Origin of the sequence: Thermogemmatispora carboxidivorans (genome assembly GCF_000702505.1) — a bacterium.
Taxonomy (GTDB): Bacteria; Chloroflexota; Ktedonobacteria; order Ktedonobacterales; family Ktedonobacteraceae; genus Thermogemmatispora; species Thermogemmatispora carboxidivorans.
The window spans coordinates 3005755-3027063 of sequence record NZ_JNIM01000001.1 but is presented as its reverse complement, the minus strand read 5'-3'; the positions used below and the strand labels follow the sequence as shown (position 1 = coordinate 3027063).

The window sequence follows — 21309 nt, the reverse complement described above, 5'->3', positions numbered from 1 at the left end:
CCTTTCTGAGTCTCTCTTCAGAAGGAGGCTGCTGGTTGATGACCAGCTCTTTGCAGACCCTTAGCCAGCGGCCTCTTCAGAGCTGGCCTGGCAAGGTCCGGCGCAGGACCCAGCGAATCAGAAGCGAAGCCAGGATCACCAGCCCCAGGAGCACCAGCGAACCAGCATAGGCTTGATGGATCTGATACGCATAAGGACTCAGGGTAAAGGTGAAGATGCGGAGCGGCAAGGCATCCATTGGCAGCGCCAGGTTCGTGTTCAGAAATGGGCTGCCAATGGCGGTCATCAGCAGAGGAGCAGTCTCCCCTGCTACCCGGGCAATTGCCAGAAAGAGGCCGGTCAGGAGGCCATTCCGAGCAGCAGGGAGAATGACCCGTAGCATGGTCTGCGTCGGCGTGGCTCCAAGCGCCGCTGAAGCGTGACGGAGCTCAGTAGGGACCAGCCGAATGACTTCTTCGGTCGTCCGCGTCATTAGGGGGATCATGATGATCGCTAGCGCCAGTGCCCCGGCCAGCCCCGAGAAGGAGTGAGCTGGGACCACAACCAGGACCCAAACGAAGAGACCGACAATAATCGTCGGCAAACCTGCGAGCGAATCCACCAGGAAACGAATCACCATAGCCAGGCTCCCGTTGCCAAACTCCGCCAGGTAGATCCCGGTCAGTAGTCCGAGCGGAGCTCCTATCAGGGTCGCAGTGCCGACAATGAGCAAGGAGCCGATAACCGCCGTTACCACTCCACCCCCTGGGTCCCCCAGCGCTGTGGGTGGCTGGGTAAAGAAATCCAGGTTTAAGAAAGGCAATCCTTCATGAACCACATATAAGATGAGATAGAGTATAAAAACTGTGATTGAAATAGCAACGATCATGCACAGGCAACGAAACAGGACTGAGAATCCTCGTCGTATCAGAGCACGCCCTGAATCCCTTTGGAGAAAGGGCATGCGCATGCTCTTGCTTGTGTTCCTGCCTTTCATCTTGATCATCACACTCCTCACGTCCTGGGAATGCCCCGGGTCAGCCGAGTAATCAGGAGCCGAGCCAGGATATTGGTCAGCAACGTGATCAGCAGAAGCAGGCAGCCTGCTTCAAGAACAGCGGAGAGAAACAGGCCGGGAGTCGCCTCTCCGAACTGGTTCGCGATGATGCTGGGCAAGGTATAGCCTGTCTGAAAAAGGCTGAGGCTGGGGGGAGCCGCCTGATTCCCAATGACAAGTGTCACGGCAATCGTCTCGCCGAGTGCGCGCCCCAGCGCCAGCATGGCAGCGCCGGCCAGGCCAGAGCGCGCCGCGGGCAGCACGGCATGGCGAATGACTTCCCAGTCTGTAGCACCCAGCGCCAGCAGCGCCTCTCGTTGTTCTCGCGGGACTGTCTCCAACACTTCCCGCCCGAGAGAAATCAGAATGGGCAGAATCATGACCATCAAGATGCAGATTGCCGCCAGCAGTCCCAGGCCATGAGGGGAGCCCTGGAAGAAGGGGAGCCATCCCAGATGCTGCTGCAGCCACGGCTCCCCATTTTGCTGCAGCCACGGGGCAAAGGTGAGGAAGCCCCAGAGACCCAAAACCACGCTTGGGATGGCAGCCAGGCTATCCACCAGAAAAGTCAACACCACTTGCAGCTGGCGGGGGCAGAATTCGGCCAGATAGATGGCCGCGCCGATCCCTAGCGGGAGAGCCAGCGCCAGAGCCAGGGTCGATGTCACCACCGTGCCGAAGATGGCAGGGCGCACCCCATAGCTCTGATGAATGGGGTCGAAGGCCTCATTTACCAGAAAGCGCCAGCCAAAGGTGCTAATCGTCGGCCAGGAGTTGCTGACCAGCACCAGGATCAGACCTCCGACAATGACCAGGACAGCCAGCCCAGCCAGGAGCACTATTCCCCGGAAGAAACTGTCCCCTGGGTACCTGCGCCCCAGACGATACGCCTTGCGAAGGCGGCTCTGCAGCTCTTGCCATTTGCTGCCTGTGCGGGAAGAGTGAAGGAGCATCGCTTTCTCCAAACAGCTCTGATAAACTTGCAGAGAGCAGAGAGGCAGCAAGCGCCAGTTCCTGCCGCCGTGGGTGAGGAGGGGAAGGAAACGCCCAGAGGCAGCATGAGAAAGGGCACCCTCTGCCTCTCCACCAGGATTGATCTTGTTAGCCGTGATAGCAGCCCTGATCACCACAGCGCATCTTTCTGATCTGAGCCTCGTCCCGCTGCACGATCGCGTCTGGCAGCGGCACATATGCCAGATCAGGCGCATAGCGCTGACCATCGTGGACCATCCACCAGAGCAGATTGGCTAGTGCCTCTCCCCGGGCGGGATCACGCTGATTTTGATAGACCAGGGCCCAGGAGTAGCCAGTAATCGGATAGGAGTCTTTCCCTGGCTCATTCACAATGTAGAAGCGAAGATCTGCAGGGATATTCGTCGCATTGGCAGCATCAGCTTTGGCCGTCTCAAGCGAGGGCAGCGTGAAGACCCCATCGCGGTTCTGGACCATGCCATACTGCATATTGTTCTTCAGGACATAGGCCAGCTCATTATAGCCAATGGCTCCCGCGGTCGTGCGCACCGCTGCTGCAACTCCTTCATTCCCTTTGCCCCCTACGCCCACCGGCCAATTGACAGTTGAACCCGCTCCCACCTGGTTAGCCCAGGCTTCGCTGACTGTCGCAAGATACTTTGTGAAAATCGCGGTCGTCCCACTTCCGTCAGAGCGATGGACCACCGTAATCGCCTGATGAGGCAAAGAGAGATCCGGATTGAGCTGCTTGAGCGCCGGATCATCCCAGTAGGTGATCTTCCCTAGATAGATATCTGCCAGCAAGGGACCAGTAAAGCGAACATGTTGTGCCTCAGGCACACTGGCCAGGTTATAGGAAATGGCCTCCGCCCCAATCGTGACAGGGATATGCAGAATGGGACCATTCTGGCTTTTGGCCATTTCCTCGTCTGTCATTGGGCCGTCAGAAGCTCCGAAGTCGACAGTCTGTTGCAGAAACTGGGTTTTCCCAGCACCGCTACCGACCGATTGATAGTTGACCTGCACATGACAGCCGATTTTCGCATATTCGGTAAACATCTTTGAGAAGAGAGGAAAGTCAAAGGTTGACCCTGCTCCCGTCAGCATGCTGACAGAGGGACAGGTGCCTGAACTCTGGTTCCCTGCCGAAGGACTGCCGCATGCTTCCAGGACTAGTGAGAGCAGCAAGAGAGCAAATAGCCATAGGATTTTTCTGTGTTTTAGACGAAAGGCGCGGCCTATGCTACCTTCCATGACTGATACTCCTCCTTTGATCGCGTCGTCTCTCTGGCCACAACGAAACCGACACGCCGTCCTGCCGGGCAGGGCGATGAGCTTGCCCCGCCTGGCCTCATCTCAACTGTAAGGAGTAGGAGTTAACTCTGCCCAAAGGATTGGTAAAGTCTTCTGGAACAGATGATCACCTGAGCACGCCTCTCTTGTTAAGAGGATGTTAAATAACGGTGCGAACTCCCTCCTTGTTACCTATCCCTTGTTTTTCCCTTGCGCAGGGCCTATACTCTACAAAGGAAATTGCCTCAATCTCATTTGTAGGAATCTGGGAGCATCAGGCCCCCAAACCGAAAGGAAGTCAGGAGCGACGATGGGTAAGCGTGTACTTGTTCTCTGCACAGCGAATTCCGCCCGGTCTCAGATGGCCGAGGGACTGCTACGGACTCTGGCAGGGGATCAGCTCGAGGTTGCCAGTGCTGGGATTGCCCCTTCTCGGGTCCACCCTCTGGCGCAGCGCGTCATGGCCGAACGTGGGATCGATATCAGTGCCCAGCGAGCCAAGTCTGTCGATGAGTTCCGCGGACAATCGTTTGATGTGGTGATCACCGTGTGTGACCAGGCAGCAGAGCAGTGCCCGATTTTCCCTGGCAAGGCGCAGCGACTGCATTGGGGCTTTCCCGATCCAGCGGCAGTTACGGGCAGTGAGGAGGAGCAGCTCGCGGCCTTCCGGGCTGTGCGTGATGGCCTGGAGCAGCGCATTCGCGAGTGGCTGGCCCAAGAACACCTGGGGGGAGCAGCTACTGTATGAGCGAGTCGAAGAAACAGCGACCAGGACTACTGCGTCGTGCAGGAGCCGAGCTGCTGGGGACGGCGATCGTGGTGATGGCAGGATGCGGCTCAATCGTGGTTGAGGCTCAGACGCGAGCTCTCACCCATCTGGGAGTGGCCCTCGCCTTCGGCCTGGTCATCTTTGTCCTGATCGCTGCCTGTGGACACCTCTCTGGAGCTCACTTTAATCCTGCGGTGACGGTGGCCTTCGCTCTCACGCGGCATTTCCCCTGGCGTGAGGTTCCCTGCTATGTCGGCGCCCAGCTCGTGGGAGCCAGTGGTGGCGCCGCGATCTTACGTCTGCTCGTAGGAACCGCTGCCCAGCTCGGTGCCACCGTTCCCCATGGGAGTCCCTGGCAGGCTCTGGGCATGGAAGTGCTGCTCTCGGCAGTCCTCATGTTCGTTATCATGGCTGTTGCCACTGATACCCGGGCTGTCGGTCAGACCGCAGCGCTGGCGATCGGGGCTGCTGTAGCCTTGGATGCACTCTGGGGCGGGCCGATCAGCGGCGCCTCGATGAATCCTGCGCGCTCGTTCGGTCCAGCACTGCTGACTGGCGCCTGGCAAGATCACTGGGTCTATTGGCTTGGCCCTCTGCTGGGTGCCTGTCTCGGTGCTGGCCTCTACCAATGGCTTCGCGCTCCTTCCCGCCCAAGATCTTCCTTCCACTCCCCCGAAGACTGCCACGCCAGGTGGATACCTTCGTCATTCCCTGGTACCCAGGAGTAGCAGAGCAGGTGTCCGAGCGAGTCAAGACATGGGCCAGGCTCGCTGAAGAGCGCAGTGCCGGCAGAGGCCCCCTTATGGGCGCTGTGGCCCTTGTGTCTGGCGCTCCCCAGCGCCAGGCAAGGCCTCGGCCTGGGTGAAGAGGCGCGCAGACCACAACAGTGCGAGCGTGGCCAGGGCAGAGAGCATCGCCAGGTAGGTGAACGCTACGAATGGTGAAAAGATGCTTCAGAGGAGTCCTGCGCAACTAGAGGCCAGAATATTACCAAAGCTCTGAATAGCAGCCAGGAGGCCAAAGGCCGAGCCACGCCGCTCCGGAGGAGCGAGCGTAGCGATTGCCGCATGCTCGCTGGTCTCGACTCCACCGATGGCCAGACCTGCCAGGAGAAAGGCCGGCACCAGGAGCCAGACGCTGGCCTGGCTGCCGGCAAAGCACAGAAAAGCCAGGGCAAAGCAGGCGGTGCCCGCCATCAGGACCGCCAACGGCCCCCAGCGATCACTCAGGCGCCCGGCAGGCAGCGATGCCAGGGAGGCGGTGACATTGTATCCCAGGTACAAGACGAGCCCGACCTGTGTGGCCGCTTGCAGCCCGAGACCTGGCGTCAGGAGCTGCGTCGCCTGCAAGATCAGGAGCGGGGCCGCGACGTTGCTCGCCTCAAAGAGGCCAACCCCCAGCAGCACCTGTCTGAGACGGAGGCGCTTCTCCAGGAGGGGGCGGATGTTGAGGGAGAACGGCACTCGTTCGAAGCGTGTGACCGGCGGGAGGAAGCGGAGAGCAAACAGGATAGAGAGCGCGGCAAGCAGGCCAGGAATCACAGATAAGAGGATTGCAGGACGAATGCCGACAATCGCCACCAATCCCAGGGCCAGCAACGGCCCGCCAATGGCGCCCAGATTATCCATCATCCGCTCGAAGCCATAGGCGCGCCCATACCTGTTCTCTGGGACCAGATCAGCCAGGAGCGCATTCCGAGCGGGCACACGCAGGCCGCGCGCCACCCAGGCCCCTATGCGGAGCAGCGCGACTTGCCAGACTGCCCACGCAGCTCCAATGAGGGCGGCACAGATCGCCGTTGAGGCATAGCCTCCAACCGCAATGCGGCGACGTCTTCCAGGCTCATCCGCAAGCAAGCCGCCTCCGAGACGGGCCACCCCTGCCAGGCCATCGGCCAGTCCCTCTAGCAGACCAAGGATCGCTGCCGATCCTCCCAGCAGGCCCACGATCAGGCTGGCAAACAGAGCTGTCGGCACTTCATGCCCCAGGTCTGCCAGGAAGCTGGCCAGGCCGATTCCCCACACGCCAGGAGTCAGCCAGCGATCCCGCGCCAGCTCTTTCCCCTCTTCTGTCGGATGTGCTTCGTTGTTCTCCTGGTCTCCTGCTTGAGACATGATGATACTCCTCCCACTTTGCTCTTCATCGGTATTGCCTGAAACGGTATCATAATACTACTATGAAAATCTAGCTACCGGGCATCATCCGGCAGAATCTGCCCATGACGCGGGTTCGCTCAGCGAGCGAGCAGCTGTTCATCTCTTGCTCTTGACGGTTCATCAGTGGCAGGTATACAATCCTCTACTGAGATGACGACTGATCTCACTGACAGGTGCTGACCGACCACAACACTGAGTGGCCCTGGACGAAGTCAAGACCTCAGCCGGGGCGACGTCGAAGGTGTGGGCGGCAGTGCAATTGAGACCCAGGGAGGATCATCAAACCTATGGACCCGGCTAGTCGTTGCTCAGAGCCGCCGCAACGTTCCCTGACCATGAGCAAGGTGGTGCTGGTGAGCTGGACATGGGAGGGCCGGACGAGGGAGGTGAGGGCAACCCGAAGGTGATCGGCACGTGAACCCGATCTTCCATGATATGCAGTGGCTGCCCCTCATCACTCCTCATTCCTCGCTTCCGCCCCTTCGCCCCCTTCCCTGCCTTCGCCACCCTTGTCTCAACCCTGTCCATCGGGGTGGGTCAGCCAGGTAGTCACTTTCCCTCACGGTCCAGAGTCGTCTGCGAGTAGAGGGGACGCTGCCCAGTCCTCCTTTCCGAGGATGAGGCATCCAACGAGCCTGCTTGTGCCCACCCGTAATTAATGCGGCTGCTCCCGGCGCGCTGGCGCGTTGGTTTGGGCCTTTGTAGGAGGCCTAATGGCAATCTCGTGCGCGCCAGTTCCTGTTTGGGCTAGAGGAGAGAATCTTGGACTCTGCCTCATCCCGTGCCCTCTAGCCCCCACGGCAGCCTGTCCTGCAGTGACGGCGTGCCGAGCTGTCGCTCCGCCACAACTGTGCTCATGGCGCCGGGTCCAGCTCTGGTTGAGCCTTCCTCCCTGGGGTCCTATTCTTACCCACCCAGGAGAGACGTGATGGCTCGCATCCTCTCGACACAACCGCTGCTGCAGCAACCAATGCGCCGTCAGCCTGGACGCCGCCGCTGGTCCTGGCTGTTCGATGTCATCGGGGGCGGCAGCTTTCTGCTCATCGTGTGCGCTCTGCTGGTGCTGGCTGCTGCTCGCTGGAGTGCTCCCTTGACGCCAGTGGTGACGCTCTCGCTCTCACCGCTGGCGCTGCCGCTCTACGCCGGCTATTCCCTGCTGCGGATGCTGCTAGCCTATGGGCTGGCATTACTCTTCACCCTGCTCTATGGCCACGTGGCTGCCACTCACCGTCAGGCTGAGCGCGTGCTCATTCCTCTCCTCGATGTACTGCAGAGCATTCCGATCCTCTCCTTTCTGCCAGCAGCCGTACTGGCTCTGGTGGCGGCCTTCCCCCATAGCAACCTGGGGCTGGAACTGGCCAGCATCTTGCTCATCTTCACCAGCCAGGTCTGGAACATGACTTTTAGCTTTTATCATTCAGTATTAACGCTCCCTCGCGATCTCACGGAGGTTTGTCGGCTACTGCGCCTGCGCCCCTGGCAGCGCTTTCTTACACTGGAGCTGCCCGCCTCCTTGATCGGACTGGTCTGGAACAGCCTGATGAGCTGGGCTGGCGGCTGGTTCTTCCTGATGGCCGCTGAGCAGTTCACGTTGGGAGCGCAATCGTTCCGCTTGCCCGGTCTTGGCTCCTACTTGCAGCTCGCTGCTGATCGCGGCGATCTGGGAGCGCTGGCGCTCGGCCTGCTGACCCTCATCGGCCTGATTGTGGCGCTTGATGTATGCCTCTGGCGCCCACTCGTAGCCTGGGCTGAGCGCTTCAAGCTGGAAGAGCAGGCCGAGGTAGCCCCCCCGCGCTCGGTTGTGCTGGAGCTGCTACGGGCCTCATCCGTGTTGCGCTGGCTGCGACGTCGGCTAGGGCGCCCGCTCTGGGAGGCGTTCACGATGGTGCTCAACCGGCTGCAGCCGTTGCCGACTATGCAGGAGATCCCAGCCACCACCACAGCCGGATGGAAGCGCAGGATGCGGGTGGGGGTCAGGCGTGGGATGACGGGCCTGGTGCTCACCTTGCTGGGGTTGCTGGTGGGCTGGGTGCTCTGGCAGGGCGGGCAGTTGCTGCTGCAGGTGCCCGCTGCCACCTGGGGGCGGTTGCTCCTGGCAACAGGCGCCACCTGGCTGCGTACGCTTGCGGCCCTGGCCATCGGAGTGCTCTGGACAGTGCCTGTAGGAGTCGCCATCGGCCTCTCGCCGCGCTGGTCGCGCCGCCTGCAAGCCCTGGTCCAGATTGTGGCCTCCATTCCGGCCACTGCCCTTTTTCCGGCCCTGCTAGCCGTGCTGCTGGCTCTACCGGGCAGCCTCTCCCTGGCCGCCATCCTGCTGATGCTGCTTGGAACGCAGTGGTACGTGCTCTTCAACGTCATCGCGGGCGCGATGGCTATCCCTCGTGATCTACTGGAGGCCGCAGCCCTCTTCGAGGTGAAGGGCTGGCGCCGCTGGCGCACGCTCATCCTGCCGGCCATTTTTCCCTTTCTGGTCACGGGACTGATCACAGCCAGCGGCGGCGCCTGGAACGCCAGCATCGTGTCAGAGCTGGTACAGTTCCACGGGGAAACGTTCCAGACATTCGGCCTGGGGGCCGAAATTGCCGCGGCTGCCGCTGCTGGTAATTACTCTGTGTTGCTGGCGGGCACTCTCTTGATGGCAGCGGCGGTGGTCCTGCTCAATCGCCTGATCTGGAAGCGCCTCTACCGTCTGGCCGAGCAGCGCTATCGGCTTGCCTGAGACAAGGAGCGGCTCTGCACCCGAAACAGGCAGGTGCTTCTCCGCTCGGCTTGCAGATGAGCACACGAAAGAAAGGAGGCAGTTCATGGAACTCATGGGACAGCAGCAGACAGGACGGATGAATGGCGCGCTGCTGCTAGAAGCGCGCCACATTACCCATCTCTACCAGGCGCGTGGGGGAGAGGCGCGCGGGAGTCGTCCCCCTGTGGTGTTAGAAGATGTTTCGCTGCAGATCCATGCCGGCGAACTAGTGGCCTTGCTTGGCCCGTCCGGCTCCGGCAAATCGACGCTGTTACGCATTCTGGCCGGTCTCATCCGCCCAACTCAGGGAGAGGTCCTGGTACACGGTCAGCGGCTGCTCGGTCCGACGCCCTCATGTGCGATGGTCTTCCAGAATTTTGCCCTCTTCCCCTGGCTGACCGTCCTCCAGAATGTCGAGCTGGGCCTGCAGGCGCTGGGCCTGCCACGTTTGCAGCGTCTCAAACGTGCCCTGGCGGTCATCGACATGATCGGGCTGGATGGTTTTGAGGAGGCCTACCCCAAGGAGCTGTCGGGCGGCATGCGCCAGCGCGTGGGCTTTGCCAGAGCGCTGGCTGTCGAACCCGAACTGCTCTTGCTGGATGAGCCATTCAGCGCCCTGGACGTGCTGACCGCCGCCAATCTGCGACGCGAGCTGTTGCGGCTCTGGACCGAGGGCCAGATCCCTACGCGCGCGATGCTGCTGGTCACCCACAACATCGATGAGGCGGTCAGTATGGCCGATCGCCTGTTGATCCTGGGGGCTGACCCGGGCCACATCCGCGCCGAGGTTCGGGGGCTACCACGTGAGCAGCGGCAGCCCCACCAGCCGGCCTATGCCCATCTCGTGGAGCTGCTCTATCGACTGATGACCAGCCCGGACGAGGATGGGAGCGCCCTGTTGGAGGCCAGAGAGCCAGCGCTGCTGCGCCGCGGCAAGCCGCGATCCGCCCGCCCCTACCAACTGTTGCCGCATGTGGCACCGGCAGACATCATCGGCCTGCTGGAGCTGGTGCAGGCCAAAGGAGGACGAGCAGAGCTGTCAGAGCTGGGGCGAGCATTGCAGCTGGAGCTAGACGAGTTGTTGCCGCTGGTTGATGCAGCGGACTTGCTGCAGCTGGCACGCCCGGAGGAGGGCAAGCTGGTGCTGACTGCCGTTGGGCAGCAACTGGCTGAGGCCGATGTGCAGGAAGAAAAGCGCCTCTTCCGCCAGCAGGCCCTGGCGCGTGTCGCCCTGCTGCGCCGCATCGCCGAGGACCTGGCGACGGCTCCCGATGGGCGGGTCGAGGAGGAGCGCTATCTGGAGCGACTGCGCGAGCACTTCAGCGAGGAGGAGGCCGAGGCCCAGCTGCAGACCATTGTCGAATGGGGGCGCTACGCTGAGATCTTCACCTATCTGGAAGAGGAAGGGGTTTTCGTGCGCGAGGCGGAGGAAGAACAGGGCAAGTCAGCCGCTGCAGGCTCTCAGACGACCTCGTCATAGGCCGGGCCGAGCGATCAGCAAAGCCAGGGAGAGCGCAGCGGTGACCACTCATGCGCTGGCCCTGTCTTTGCTCGTCAACGTGCAGGGCAGGGAGCAACGAAGCTCTCTGGCCCAATCACACCAGGGCGAGCGGTCCTCGACAGTTCTCCCCCCACCCTTGACAAGCATTTGAAGGCTGTTGTACCCTTAATATGGGTGACTGGTCACCCACAATCGCCAGTGAGTGGCGAAGCAGCAGGAGTAGGCTATGCCAAAGATCGTCGATGAGCAGATGCGCGAAGCCACCCGTCAGCGCATTTTGCGCGTTGCTGCCGCGGAATTTGCGCGCCTGGGCTTTGAGCAGGCGAACATTAATGCGATTGCCGAGCAGGCCGGTATCGGCAAGGGGACGATTTATCTCTACTTCGAGAATAAGCGGACGCTGTTTGTCGAAATGTTACGCGCTATCGCCCAGGTCCATTTGCAAGAAATTCGAACAGCTCTCAGCGAGGGAGGGTCACTGCGCGAGCGACTGAAACGTCTGTTTCTCACCTTTGTCAGGTTAGCGGAACAGGACAGCGATAGTTTCCATGTCTTCATGAGTGCACTCTATGGGGTCAACCGTCTCTTCCAGCAAGAAGCCACTGCGCTCCTGAGAGAGTATGTGGTTGCCATCGCCCGGTTACTTGAGGAGGGGCAGGCACGTGGCGAGATCGCTGTGCAGGAACTGGAAACCAGCGCACTTCTGGTGCTGACGGCCACTGAGTCCTATGTGCTGGCAGCGCGTGTCCTGGGTTCTTCTCCTGCAGCTCTTGCACGTCAGGCTGAAGTCGTCGCTGGCTTTATCTTGAATGGCCTGCAATCTCCAGCGACCTAGTGGCAGGCGAGGCGCGCCCTCTCTTTTGGCTACGTTTTTGACTGACCAACCACTCATTATCGTAAGGAGGATCTGAAGTATGTCGGTGAAGAGTATCGTTGGAGGGTTTCCGCTGAAAAAAGAGCGCGGGAGGAGAGGGAGTGGTTGGGAGCGTCCTCATGTGCTCTGGAAATGGCTGCTGCTGAGCACGGCTATTGGCCTGGTAGCAGGTCTGGGGGCCATCACCTTTTTCCGGGCCATTCAACTGGTAAGCGCCATTGTGCTTGGCCGGCTGGTGGGATATCAGGCGCCTGATCCGGCAGGAGAGGGAAGCACTACCTGGATTCCTCTGTGGGCGGCGCCTCGCCCCTGGCTCTTACCAGTGGTGACGACGCTGGGAGGTCTTCTTGCCGGCCTCATCGTCTTCCTGTGGGCCCCTGAAGCTGAAGGGCATGGGACAGATGCTGCCATTGCGGCTTTCCATCATGGCCAACCTATTCGGGCACGTGTTCCCCTGATCAAGCTGCTCGCTTCAGCGCTCACTATTGGCTCGGGCGGATCGGGAGGGCGCGAAGGGCCATCGGCTCAGATCAGTGCTGGTTTTGGATCTCTGCTAGCTTCCCTGCTCCACCTCGATGTTCGTGATCGCCGGCTGGCGATTGCGACTGGGATCGGGGCCGGTATTGGCGCGATTTTCCGGGCGCCATTAGGCGGAGCGGTGCTGGCTGCCGAAATTCTGTATCGGAATGATCTGGAGGCGGAGGTCCTGCTGCCAGCCATGATTGCCTCTATTGTCGGCTATAGCGTCTTTGGAGCCTTCTCCGGTTGGAACCCGATCTTCGCTGTGCCATCCAACCTCGGCTTCACTTCGCCCCTGCAGCTTGCCTGGTATGGCTTGCTGGGGCTGCTTTGTGGACTGGTCGGAAGGGCCTATGCGAGTGGTTTCTACGGTATAACGCAAGCTTTTTCGCGGCTCATGTTCCCGCGCTGGCTCAAGCCAGCTCTCGGAGGGTTGCTTGTCGGTCTTATCGGCCTGCTCGTGCCTCAGGTGCTGGGCATGGGCTATGGCTGGGTCCAGCTGTGGATGGGGGAGGGCCTGGCAGCTTGGCCGCTCTGGATACTGCTGCTGTTACCCTTTTTGAAGATCATCGCGACAGGCCTTTCCATTGGGTCTGGTGGTTCGGGAGGGATTTTTGGGCCTGGAATGGTGATCGGGGCTGCTGTGGGAGCAGCTTTTTGGCGTCTGGGCTATCCGCTATTGCCAGGGCTGCCTGCTACACCAGCGCCACTGGTAATCGTGGCCATGATGGCGCTCTTTGGAGGAATCGCTCACGCGCCGCTGGCTGTGATGCTGATGGTTGCCGAAATGACGGGGAATCTCTCCTTACTGGCTCCGGCGATGCTGGCAGTGAGCCTGGCGCTGCTGGTCGTGGGCCAGCAGTCCATCTACAGGAGTCAGCTAGCGACACGGGAGGGCTCGCCTGCCCATCGCAGGCATTCCAATCTTGCAAGGCTTGCAGTGCAACAGGTGCAGCAGGCCCTGTTGCCTCCCCAGCCTGTCCTCACGCCCAACCTCCCTCTCTCTGAGGCCGAAGCTCTGCTGAAAACCCTGCAGATCCCCGTTATCTCTGTTGCCGATGCCCAGGGACGCTGGCTTGGTATGCTCACGCTGGCTCAGGTGCAGCAGGTGGCTCCCGCCGAGCGGGGGCAGCGACGGGTGGCCGAGGTCCTGGGACCCCAGAACCAGACAGCAGTGACCCTCTCAGATTCATTGGATCGGGCGCTGGCCTTGTTCAGCCAGCATTGTCTCGAGTGCTTGCCGGTGATAGAGACCCGTAATGGTTCTTCCCACTTGATCGGCTATCTGACCGCCCAAGTCATTCTGCAGGCTGATCGTACAGCCTCGGCTGCCGCTCAACCCCAGGAGGGCAGGGGGCGACAAAAGGCCCAATCAGCCTCTCAGGCACAGGAAGCAGGGCATGGCTAGCAGCACGCCTGGCCTGCTCTCCCTTCCCTCTGGCATGTCTGACAGGGGCAGCTTTGCCTGCAAGCGAGATAGCACGTCATCAGACTCGGTCGTCAGGCTAGCCTGCCTCTAGCGCTTCGAACGACAGCGAGGACAGTCCTGCCATAGTAGGCAGTTCCCCTGAGCAAACAGATCCTCAGACGCGAGTCTTGCTTCTGGTGCTATTACCCTTTTATTTGACGATGACTGTCAGATTCATACCCGGGTGGATCGTACAATAAATGTGATACGTTCCGGCGGTGGTGAATGGGCCGATACTCACGCTTGACGAGGTCACCTGGACATCCTTCAGAGGAGGTGCCCCGGAGGGGGTGGCAGGCTCGGCGGAGCCGTTCTTCCATTGGCCATAGTCCAAAATGTGAAGAGTGGAGCCCGGACCTGGGACCACCTTCAACGTTCCCCCTTTGCTCAGTGTAATACAAGATTGCGCGAAGTTGTCCACGGTTGTTTGCACAGTGTCTCCACCTGGGCAGGAGCCGCTACCAGCAGTTGGCGATGAAGACGCACTACTACTTGTATTACTACTACTGGCACTGGTAGCACCTGGGCGAGTGCATGCCACCAGGAGAACGCTCCCGAGAGTGAAAATGGCCAGGAACACCACGAGCACGCGAACCGTTTTTTGATCCATAATACAGCCTCACGAAGAATGTATTGCCTGCTTATGAGATCAGGAAGAGCAAGGACGCTCTCCTGAAATCGAGAGCCTGCTGATGCTATAGTTGACTAGCAGAGTACTTTCTCCGACTGCACTCGGGCTCATCTAAAGCTATCATAGGCCCACCTTTCTACGGAGCAATCAGGTGCATGCCTGATTTCCCTGGCACACGAGTCATTATGGCCTCCTTGCCGGAAAGAGCGCTGCCCCTGCGGCTAGTGGACCCACGCCCCGTGGCTGTTCAATGGGAGGAGAAAGTACTAGAGAGCACCTTAGGGGATCAGGCGAATACCTGATTTCCCAGAGAGCAAAGTGACTATGGCTCTCTGGCCACCGAGCGGACTGCGTTTGAGCTCCACAACACTTTTGACGCCCTGCTCTGCGGTGCTCCTTCTGTACCTTCCCTGATAAAGAGCGGATCGCCTCCGAGATCTACCGAGTGCTTAAGCCAGAAGGACGGCTCGGCCTGAGCGATCTCGTGCGCAACGGGGAAATGTCAGCAGGATTGCAGGGCTTGCTTCCCTGGATTGCTTGCATTGCGGATGCACAGCCAATTGAGCATTACGGGACCATTCTGAGGAATGCGGGCTTTGTGCTTGAGGTCGTTGAGCGGCACGACGAGGCGCTCCATGCACTGGTACGTGAGATCCAGGGGAAGCTACTCAGCGTAGAGCTGCTCATGAAGCTCCGGCGAATCGCCCTCCCCCCTTTCTGGATCTGGAGCAGGCGAAGATGCTGGCAAAGGAGGCGTCGGCTGCGATCCGCGCCGGCCAGTTTGGCTATATAGCGCTGCTGGCCAGGAAACCGATACAGTGAAAGCAAGCGTACAGGCCCTTGCCTCCGGGACCGGGGGGGAAGCCATCTGCAGAGCTTTCCCTGAGTCGCTCGTTTGGACAGGGACGATTGCCCTCTTGCCAGCTCTCACTGGGCCGAGTACAATAATAGAAATATAGCTACGACCTCATAAGGAGCGCCGGGAAGCCTGGTCGGCACCCGGCGTTTTTTTGTTCTTCGTCTTGTCTCCCCAAGAGGAGGGATATTGTGCGGAACCTTTGGCATAGGCAGGGAGCTGAAGATCAGCGCTCTCTTGTGAGGCGTCTTCCTCTGCTTCCTTTTCAGGAATTCGCTCAGACGGAAACAGCCAGCGGCTTCTTACTCGTCAGCGCCCTCTTGCTCGGCTTTCTTTGGGCCAATTCGCCCTGGTCTGCAAGCTACTTTCACCTACTAGAAATTCCCCTGACGGTCGGCGTGGCTGGGACCCAGCTTGATTACCCATTGCACACCTGGATCAACGACGGCTTGATGACGATCTTCTTTCTGCTAGTGGGCCTGGAGCTCAAACGTGAGATCCTGGTCGGAGAGCTGTCGACGCCGCGGCAGGCTGCCTTACCTGTTCTGGCAGCTATTAGTGGGGCTACCTGTCCGGCAGTCATCTACCTGCTCTGGAACGCTGGTTCGCCTGCGGCGCGAGGCTGGGGCATTCCTATGGCGACCGATATTGCCCTGGCGCTGGCTGTTCTGTCTCTGATGAGTCGCCGGCTCCCGCCGGCTCTCAAAGTTTTTCTGAGTGCTCTGGCCATCGCTGACGACTTGATCGCTGTGCTGGTGATCGCCATCTTTTATACCCAGGGGCTGAATTGGGTGGCTTTGGCCATCGCTGGGGGAGTTGCTGGTGGGCTGTTTCTCTTAGGCCGGCTGGGATGGCGTCGACTCTGGCCATACACGCTGCTGGGCCTGGTGCTGTGGCTGGCCTTCTTTCTCTCGGGAGTGCATGCGAGTATCGCTGGCGTAGTCTTGGCCTTCCTTATGCCCGCCCGGGCGCAGCTGGATTTGCCAGCCTTTATGGCTCAAACCCAGGAGCTGCTTGCCCAGGGGTCCCGCGAGGTCGTTGGAGCCTCACCACAGTGGTTTCTGGATCAGCGTCAGCAAAGCCTCATCCATGCACTTGAACTGGTCTGTAAGGATGTACAGGCACCGCTGCAACGAATGGAACACCTTCTGCAGCGGTGGGTCCCCTTTGTGATCATTCCGCTCTTCGCTCTGGTCAACGCTGGCGTCCGTCTGGAGGGATCTCTTGCTCAGCTCCTCAGCCCTGTGAGCCTGGGTGTTGCCCTTGGGCTGCTCCTTGGTAAGCCCATCGGTATTGTCTCGGCCTCGTGGCTGGCCAGCCGCCTGGGCCTTGTCCAGTTGCCGGAGGGAGTCCGCTTTCGCCACCTGCCAGGTCTGGGCACACTGGCCGGCATTGGCTTTACCATGTCACTTTTTATCGCCAACCTCGCCTTTGAAGAGACGCAGGCGCTGGCGCTGACCCAGGCCAAGCTGGCGATTCTGGTTTCTGGAGTAATGGCCTCCAGTCTGGGGGCTCTGCTGTTACGTCTGAGCGGAACGACCCATCCATCACAGGCTTCATCTCCAGCGACTACTGAGGCCAAAGCAACACGGTGAGACAGTGAAGCCCTTGAGCGAGGGAGAGAAAGCATGCCCATATTGAAGCTCGAAGAGTACGCCATCATTCTCCTCATTATTGCACTCCTGACCATTTTCCTGACGCGCAGGATTGCCGTGCCCTATACGTTAGGTCTGGTCATCATTGGTTTCATCTTGAGCATGTCGGGGCTGCTTCCAGACGTCCATCTGATCCCTGATCTTGTTCTGCTCGTCTTTCTGCCAGCCCTGCTCTTTGAAGGAGCCTGGTCATTACGCTGGGACCTTGTACGGTCTCAGTGGCGTGTCATTTTTTTCTTGGCGGGGCCAGGCTTGCTGCTCTCACTGGTGATCGCTGCCAGCATTCTTCATCTCCTTGATGGATTAGACTGGGGGACAGCGTTCCTGCTGGCGGCAATCCTTTCTCCCACGGACCCGGTAGCTGTCCTATCCTTATTTCGTCAGCTCCGTGTGGATGAGCGGCTTGCCGTCATCATTGAGGGAGAGAGCCTCTTCAATGATGGAGTGGCCGGGTCTCTCTATCAGACCTTTCTTGCGGTAGTCCTGCTGAGTGTGCACGGCGAGGGGAGCGCAGGGGTTGAAATCTGGGGAAGGGGCCTGTTGCTCTTTGCTCTACAAGCTGGGGGAGCCATTGCGCTTGGCCTGGCCTCTGGCTGGCTCATCAGCCAGACGGTTCGACACATCGATGAGCCGTTGGTGGAGACGACAATGACACTGTTGACTGCCTACGGGGTCTATCTGCTGGCTGATCTGCTCCAGCTCTCTGCGATCGTAGCAGTGATCGTAGCAGCGCTGGTCGTCGGAAATTATGGTCGCAGCATCGGCATGTCAGAGCGTACGCGGATGGCAGTCGACAATTTCTGGAGTGTGCTGGCCTTTCTGGCTAATGCACTCATCTTCCTGCTCATAGGCGCCCAATTAAACCCTCTTTCCCTTCCTTCGAGGTCAGGGGGAGAGCTGGCCAGCCTGCTCATCGCCCTCTTTGCTATTGGGGTCGTCTTACTCGCGCGTTTGATACTCGTGCTCTTCCTCGGACCATATTCGCTGCTGGCTTCACCCATTCAGAGGCGGGAGGGGAAAGAGCGGCGCCAGCCATCGTTTCCTCGCTCCTGGCAGCTTATCATCTTTTGGAGCGGACTGAGAGGAGCGCTCTCACTCGCCCTCGTCCTTGCTCTCCCTGCAGAGATACCGCAGCGATCCATTTTACTCATCTCGTGCTATGCGGTGGTCTTCTTCACCTTGCTTGTGCAGGGGATGAGTCTACGCTGGCTCTTGATACGCCTTCCCAAGATGCATCAGCCTGATGCCACTTCGCTCCCTCCTGTCCACTAATTCCTTTTCTGATCGCTACCAGCTCAGCTCACAGGGAGCGCCCCTCTAGGGAGCACTGGCCAGAACAGCTCTCGCCTGAACAATCTCTTGGAGAATGGTCTATACTACTCTCACAGTGAGAAACTCCTGATAACTTATGGCGATGAGGCTCGCCTGACGCATCCCGATCGAGATGCTGATAGCCTCTACCTGTGCCGGGTACGAGCGCCGGCAGGTAGAGGTTTTTTCATTGGGTAGCGCACTCTCCTCCCCCTCTCCCTCCTGCTGGCTCGGAGCGGCACAGCAGTCCCTTTCGACATTCGTTCGCAGCTTCGTGTTGCTTGCTGAAGCGAGAAAGAAGGGAGGTCTGGTAGTCTTGTCTGGTGTGCTGTCTCTGGCGATCCTGCAAGTGTTCCAGATAGGAACAGTGCTGCTCTGTGCGCCCCTCTTGCGGGGGATCATCAATCGTCTCAAGGCGATAGTTCAGTCAAAGCACGGCCCGAGCATCTGGCAACCGTATCGCGATCTATGGAAGTACTTGCACAAGGGCAGTGTCGTTTCTGAGCACGCCACCTGGGTTTATCATGCAGCTCCTCTTCTGACCTTCATCACGCCCCTCATTGTGGCCATGCTCATTCCTGTGCTGACAGCCTATCCTCTCCCCTATGCCTTTATGGGAGACATGCTGGCTGGTGGTTTTATCCTCTCGCTCGGGGGGTTTTTCTCCGCTCTGGTGGCCCTGGATACAGCCAGCACCTTTGGCGGCATGGGGAGCAGCCGTGCGCGTGTCGTCTCCTTACTCGCCGAGCCGGTCATCATACTGGTGCTCTTCTGCGTCGCGTTGATCGCACACGTGACTATCCCCTTCGCTGTCAACCAGACACTCATCTCACCTCCCTACCTGTATAGCCCGACTCATTGGCTGCTGGTGGTGGCCTTGTTGCTCGTCATTCTGGCTGAAGGTGGGCGTATTCCGGTCGATAATCCCTCAACCACGGGCGAAACCACAGCCACCACTTTTCCACCAGATCCTGATTGGATTGGACAGCTCTGCACTGAGCTGGCAGGCGTTTCGCATCGGCCTTCAATTAGCCAAAGGGCTTGCTGCCTCGCTCCATATTGCCTCAGTGATTGAAGGGCCGATGAGGCCTCCAACGAAGGCGTTAGGAGAGGCACCTGCCGAAAGGCTGCACTGGGATTGGGAAGCTTACATCACCTCTCTTCAGGCACTGGCCGAGGCTGAGGCCCACCTGGCCGGGATCGATATTGACAGCCTTGCTCGTCGTGGCCATGCCAGCAGTGTGCTGGTGGATCTTGCCAGAGCGCTGAGGATCGATCTGCTCATTGTCGGTGCCACAGGGCAGGAACACCCCTGGAGTACCACGAGCGGCGGAACGGCTCGCCGCGTGGCCAATGAAGCATCCTGCGCAGCGATGCTGGTTCGCCCACTCATACTACAACGGCAAGTGCAGCATATTATGACACAGGCGACCACGGTCACTGAGGAGACATCGCTGCGAGAGATTGCTCATCATCTCCTGGAGCGGGAAAGCAAGCTGCTGGTCGTTGTTGATCCAACCCAGCGGGTGCGAGGTGTGATTACGCTTGGCTCCCTCCTCGACCAAACCGGATTGCTCCAGCAGCTTGACTGGCGGCAGATTAGCGATGGGCCACAGCTAGCCGCCGCGCTCCAGCAGCTGTTGACTGCGAATCGGGTGGCCCGCGAAGTGATGCGGGAGCCTCTGGTCCTGAGAGAAGACACTCCGATTGAGATCGCCGCTCCTTGGTTAACAGCCCACCAGATCACACGCGCCCCAATCGTCGATGCCCAGGGCCGACTGGTGGGGATGCTGGATCAAGAGACGATCCTACGCTACTATGCCGATCATTTGACAGATGAAGCCGCTGTTTCTGCCCGTCCTGAGCGTCCTCTTCAGAAGAAGAGACTGCAGACGGTCGGCGAAGCGCCCGTCACTCCAGTACCAGCGGTGACAGCGGATACGCCTTTCTTCGAGCTACTTCGCCGTCTCCAAGAAACGCCCTTACGCCGCATCATCGTCGTTGATGAGGCTGGTCGTGCGATTGGGGTGATTGGCGACAGCGATGTGCTCGCAGCCCAGCGACTGCCCGTCCGGCGTAATCCGCTCCTGGCTCTTGCCCAGCGCTTTGGTCTTGCCTTCCCAGAAGAGGCACTTCAGGGTCGCTCGAAAAGTCTGCTTGCTCGCCAGGTGATGCGCCCTCGACTTTTCAGCGTGACTCCTGCTACCAGGGTGACGGAGGCTGTGCGACTGCTGGTAGCACATCGGATCAAACGCCTGGTGGTTGTTGATGAGCAAGGAGCGCCATTGGGGCTGGTAGATCGGCAGCAACTGCTCCAGACGCTCATCGCCTGGAAAGGAGAGGCAGATTGACAGAGGGAATCATCCTTCACCCCCTTTCTACTTGCCTCGTCTCGTCATGCCTCAATGCAACACTTTCCGGGGGAAGAGGACTCCGGCTTACCTGAACCGCTTGCTGCCAGTTTGACTGGCTGACTGGCTGGTTGTCTGCCCTTTCCCCCTGTTGCCCCCGAACCACTCTGGTTTGAGGGGACCAGAGAGAGCCAGCGTAACCTGGCGGGTACCCCCTTGCTTTCTGATGAAAGATCAGATAAAATTGAATCAAATTTATTTGAACTATCAATGACCGAGGAGAAACAGAGATGCAGTCGGCCCTGAGCATCGAAGCGCCGCCGGAGCTCTTAAGACTGCTCGCACACGACGTACGCTGGCGCCTCCTCTGGCTGCTGGCGCGCAGCGATCATCGTGGCAAAGAGCTGGCCAGGTTGCTGGACCTGCCGCAAAACCTGGTCTCGTATCATCTCCAGCAGTTGATCCGTCACGGATTGGTCAGGGAACGAGCCAGTAGCGCAGATGAGCGGGTCCGCTACTATAGCATCAATCTAGAGCAGCTCAGCCAGGCCTACTGGCGTGCAGGAGGACAACTGCATCCCCTCTTGCGCGGGGGGAGCGAAGTGGCTGCTGTCGGCAAGGTTTCCACTGCCAGCAGCACTGGCCTGCCGCTAGCCAGCCCCTTGAACGTCCTTGTGCTCTGCACACACAATAGTGCCCGTTCTCAGCTTGCTGAAGGCTGGCTTCGCCAGTTGAGCCAGGGACGAGTACGGCCTGTGAGTGCCGGCAGTCAGCCCCAAGCGGTGCATCCGCTGGCCATACGTGCTGGCGCGCTTCTGGGCCTGGATATCACTCACCAACGCAGTCGTTCGCTGGCAGAGGCCCTGACGGAGGCTGCAGGGCAGCCGTTTGCCTACGTGATCACGGTCTGTGATCGCATGCGGGAACGTTGCCCTGTCTTTGCTGCTCCTACTCAGGTGCTGCATTGGAGTATTCCTGATCCACTTGAAGCGGAGGGCAATGAGGAGGAGAGGCTGGCGCTGTTTCTCACGGTAGCGCAGGAGCTCCGGCAACGCGTGCAAGCCTTTCTGCTCCTGGTTGCCGCGCAGGAGCAGCAGCCAGGCCCGGTCAAATCCTGACTGATTGACTCATGCGAAGCGGGCGCAGGAGCCATTCTGGCGACGAGCTGCCTGCGCAA

At 59.7% G+C, this 21309-nt stretch carries 16 protein-coding genes and 1 riboswitch; of the genes, 11 read left to right on the top strand and 5 right to left on the bottom strand.

Annotation, left to right across the window (positions count from 1 at the left end; translation table 11 throughout):
* Window positions 1–76 precede the first annotated feature (76 nt).
* The 3 genes from pstA to pstS all read right to left on the bottom strand — a co-directional run bounded on the left by pstA (window position 77) and on the right by pstS (window position 3262).
* The gene (gene pstA, locus N688_RS11870; RefSeq protein WP_052889480.1) at window positions 77–868 is read right to left on the bottom strand and encodes a phosphate ABC transporter permease PstA; all 792 of its coding nucleotides are present in this window, start codon (window positions 866–868) and stop codon (window positions 77–79) included.
* 125 nt (window positions 869–993) lie between these two features.
* The gene (gene pstC / locus N688_RS11865; protein WP_081839201.1) at window positions 994–1989 is read right to left on the bottom strand and encodes a phosphate ABC transporter permease subunit PstC; all 996 of its coding nucleotides are present in this window, start codon (window positions 1987–1989) and stop codon (window positions 994–996) included.
* 148 nt (window positions 1990–2137) lie between these two features.
* Window positions 2138–3262 (bottom strand): phosphate ABC transporter substrate-binding protein PstS, encoded by a 1125-nt coding sequence (gene pstS / locus N688_RS11860; protein ID WP_052889479.1) that lies wholly within the window; start codon window positions 3260–3262, stop codon window positions 2138–2140.
* Between the two features lie 349 nt (window positions 3263–3611).
* Here pstS and N688_RS11855 point away from each other — a divergent pair, with 349 nt between their 5' ends.
* Together N688_RS11855 and N688_RS11850 are read left to right on the top strand one after the other, a co-directional pair.
* Window positions 3612–4049, top strand: a complete 438-nt coding sequence (locus N688_RS11855) for an arsenate reductase ArsC (RefSeq protein ID WP_052889478.1) — start codon at window positions 3612–3614, stop codon at window positions 4047–4049.
* Window positions 4046–4798: an MIP/aquaporin family protein gene (locus N688_RS11850; protein ID WP_081838775.1), complete on the top strand. Its 753-nt coding sequence runs from the start codon at window positions 4046–4048 to the stop codon at window positions 4796–4798. Before N688_RS11855 ends, N688_RS11850 begins: the two co-directional genes overlap by 4 nt.
* 225 nt (window positions 4799–5023) lie before the next feature.
* Here N688_RS11850 and N688_RS11845 read toward each other — a convergent pair whose 3' ends face one another.
* Complete coding sequence (locus N688_RS11845) at window positions 5024–6184, bottom strand: MFS transporter (RefSeq protein WP_202901906.1); 1161 nt, start codon at window positions 6182–6184, stop codon at window positions 5024–5026.
* A gap of 970 nt (window positions 6185–7154) precedes the next feature.
* Here N688_RS11845 and N688_RS11840 point away from each other — a divergent pair.
* The 4 genes from N688_RS11840 (at window position 7155) to N688_RS11825 (ending at window position 13268) form a co-directional block, all read left to right on the top strand.
* Window positions 7155–8945, top strand: a complete 1791-nt coding sequence (locus N688_RS11840; protein ID WP_081838774.1) for an ABC transporter permease — start codon at window positions 7155–7157, stop codon at window positions 8943–8945.
* Between the two features lie 85 nt (window positions 8946–9030).
* Window positions 9031–10446, top strand: coding sequence for an ABC transporter ATP-binding protein (locus N688_RS11835; protein WP_202901905.1), 1416 nt, complete (start codon window positions 9031–9033; stop codon window positions 10444–10446).
* A gap of 247 nt (window positions 10447–10693) precedes the next feature.
* A complete protein-coding gene (locus N688_RS11830) occupies window positions 10694–11302 on the top strand; it encodes a TetR/AcrR family transcriptional regulator (protein WP_052889477.1) in 609 nt (202 codons plus the stop codon).
* A 79-nt stretch (window positions 11303–11381) separates the two neighbouring features.
* Entirely contained in the window at window positions 11382–13268 is a 1887-nt protein-coding gene (locus tag N688_RS11825; protein ID WP_081838773.1) for a chloride channel protein, read from the top strand.
* A gap of 211 nt (window positions 13269–13479) precedes the next feature.
* Here N688_RS11825 and N688_RS22815 read toward each other — a convergent pair whose 3' ends face one another.
* On the bottom strand, window positions 13480–13761 hold the full coding sequence (locus tag N688_RS22815; protein WP_156025391.1) for a cupredoxin domain-containing protein: 282 nt from the start codon (window positions 13759–13761) through the stop codon (window positions 13480–13482).
* A gap of 1245 nt (window positions 13762–15006) precedes the next feature.
* On the opposite strand from N688_RS22815, the gene nhaA reads away from it, so the two are divergent.
* From nhaA to N688_RS11795, 5 genes are all read left to right on the top strand, one after another.
* Window positions 15007–16410, top strand: a complete 1404-nt coding sequence (nhaA, locus tag N688_RS11815) for a Na+/H+ antiporter NhaA (protein WP_202901904.1) — start codon at window positions 15007–15009, stop codon at window positions 16408–16410.
* A 33-nt stretch (window positions 16411–16443) separates the two neighbouring features.
* Window positions 16444–17742 carry a cation:proton antiporter gene (locus N688_RS11810; protein ID WP_052889475.1) on the top strand — a complete coding sequence of 433 codons (1299 nt, stop codon included), beginning with the start codon at window positions 16444–16446 and terminating at the stop codon, window positions 17740–17742.
* A 129-nt stretch (window positions 17743–17871) separates the two neighbouring features.
* Window positions 17872–17937: riboswitch (Fluoride riboswitch) on the top strand.
* Between the two features lie 169 nt (window positions 17938–18106).
* A complete protein-coding gene (locus N688_RS11805) occupies window positions 18107–18856 on the top strand; it encodes a respiratory chain complex I subunit 1 family protein (protein ID WP_238321115.1) in 750 nt (249 codons plus the stop codon).
* Window positions 18762–20132: a CBS domain-containing protein gene (locus tag N688_RS11800; protein WP_162179549.1), complete on the top strand. Its 1371-nt coding sequence runs from the start codon at window positions 18762–18764 to the stop codon at window positions 20130–20132. Before N688_RS11805 ends, N688_RS11800 begins: the two co-directional genes overlap by 95 nt.
* A gap of 290 nt (window positions 20133–20422) precedes the next feature.
* Window positions 20423–21250: a helix-turn-helix domain-containing protein gene (locus N688_RS11795; protein WP_052889472.1), complete on the top strand. Its 828-nt coding sequence runs from the start codon at window positions 20423–20425 to the stop codon at window positions 21248–21250.
* Window positions 21251–21309: the final 59 nt, after the last annotated feature.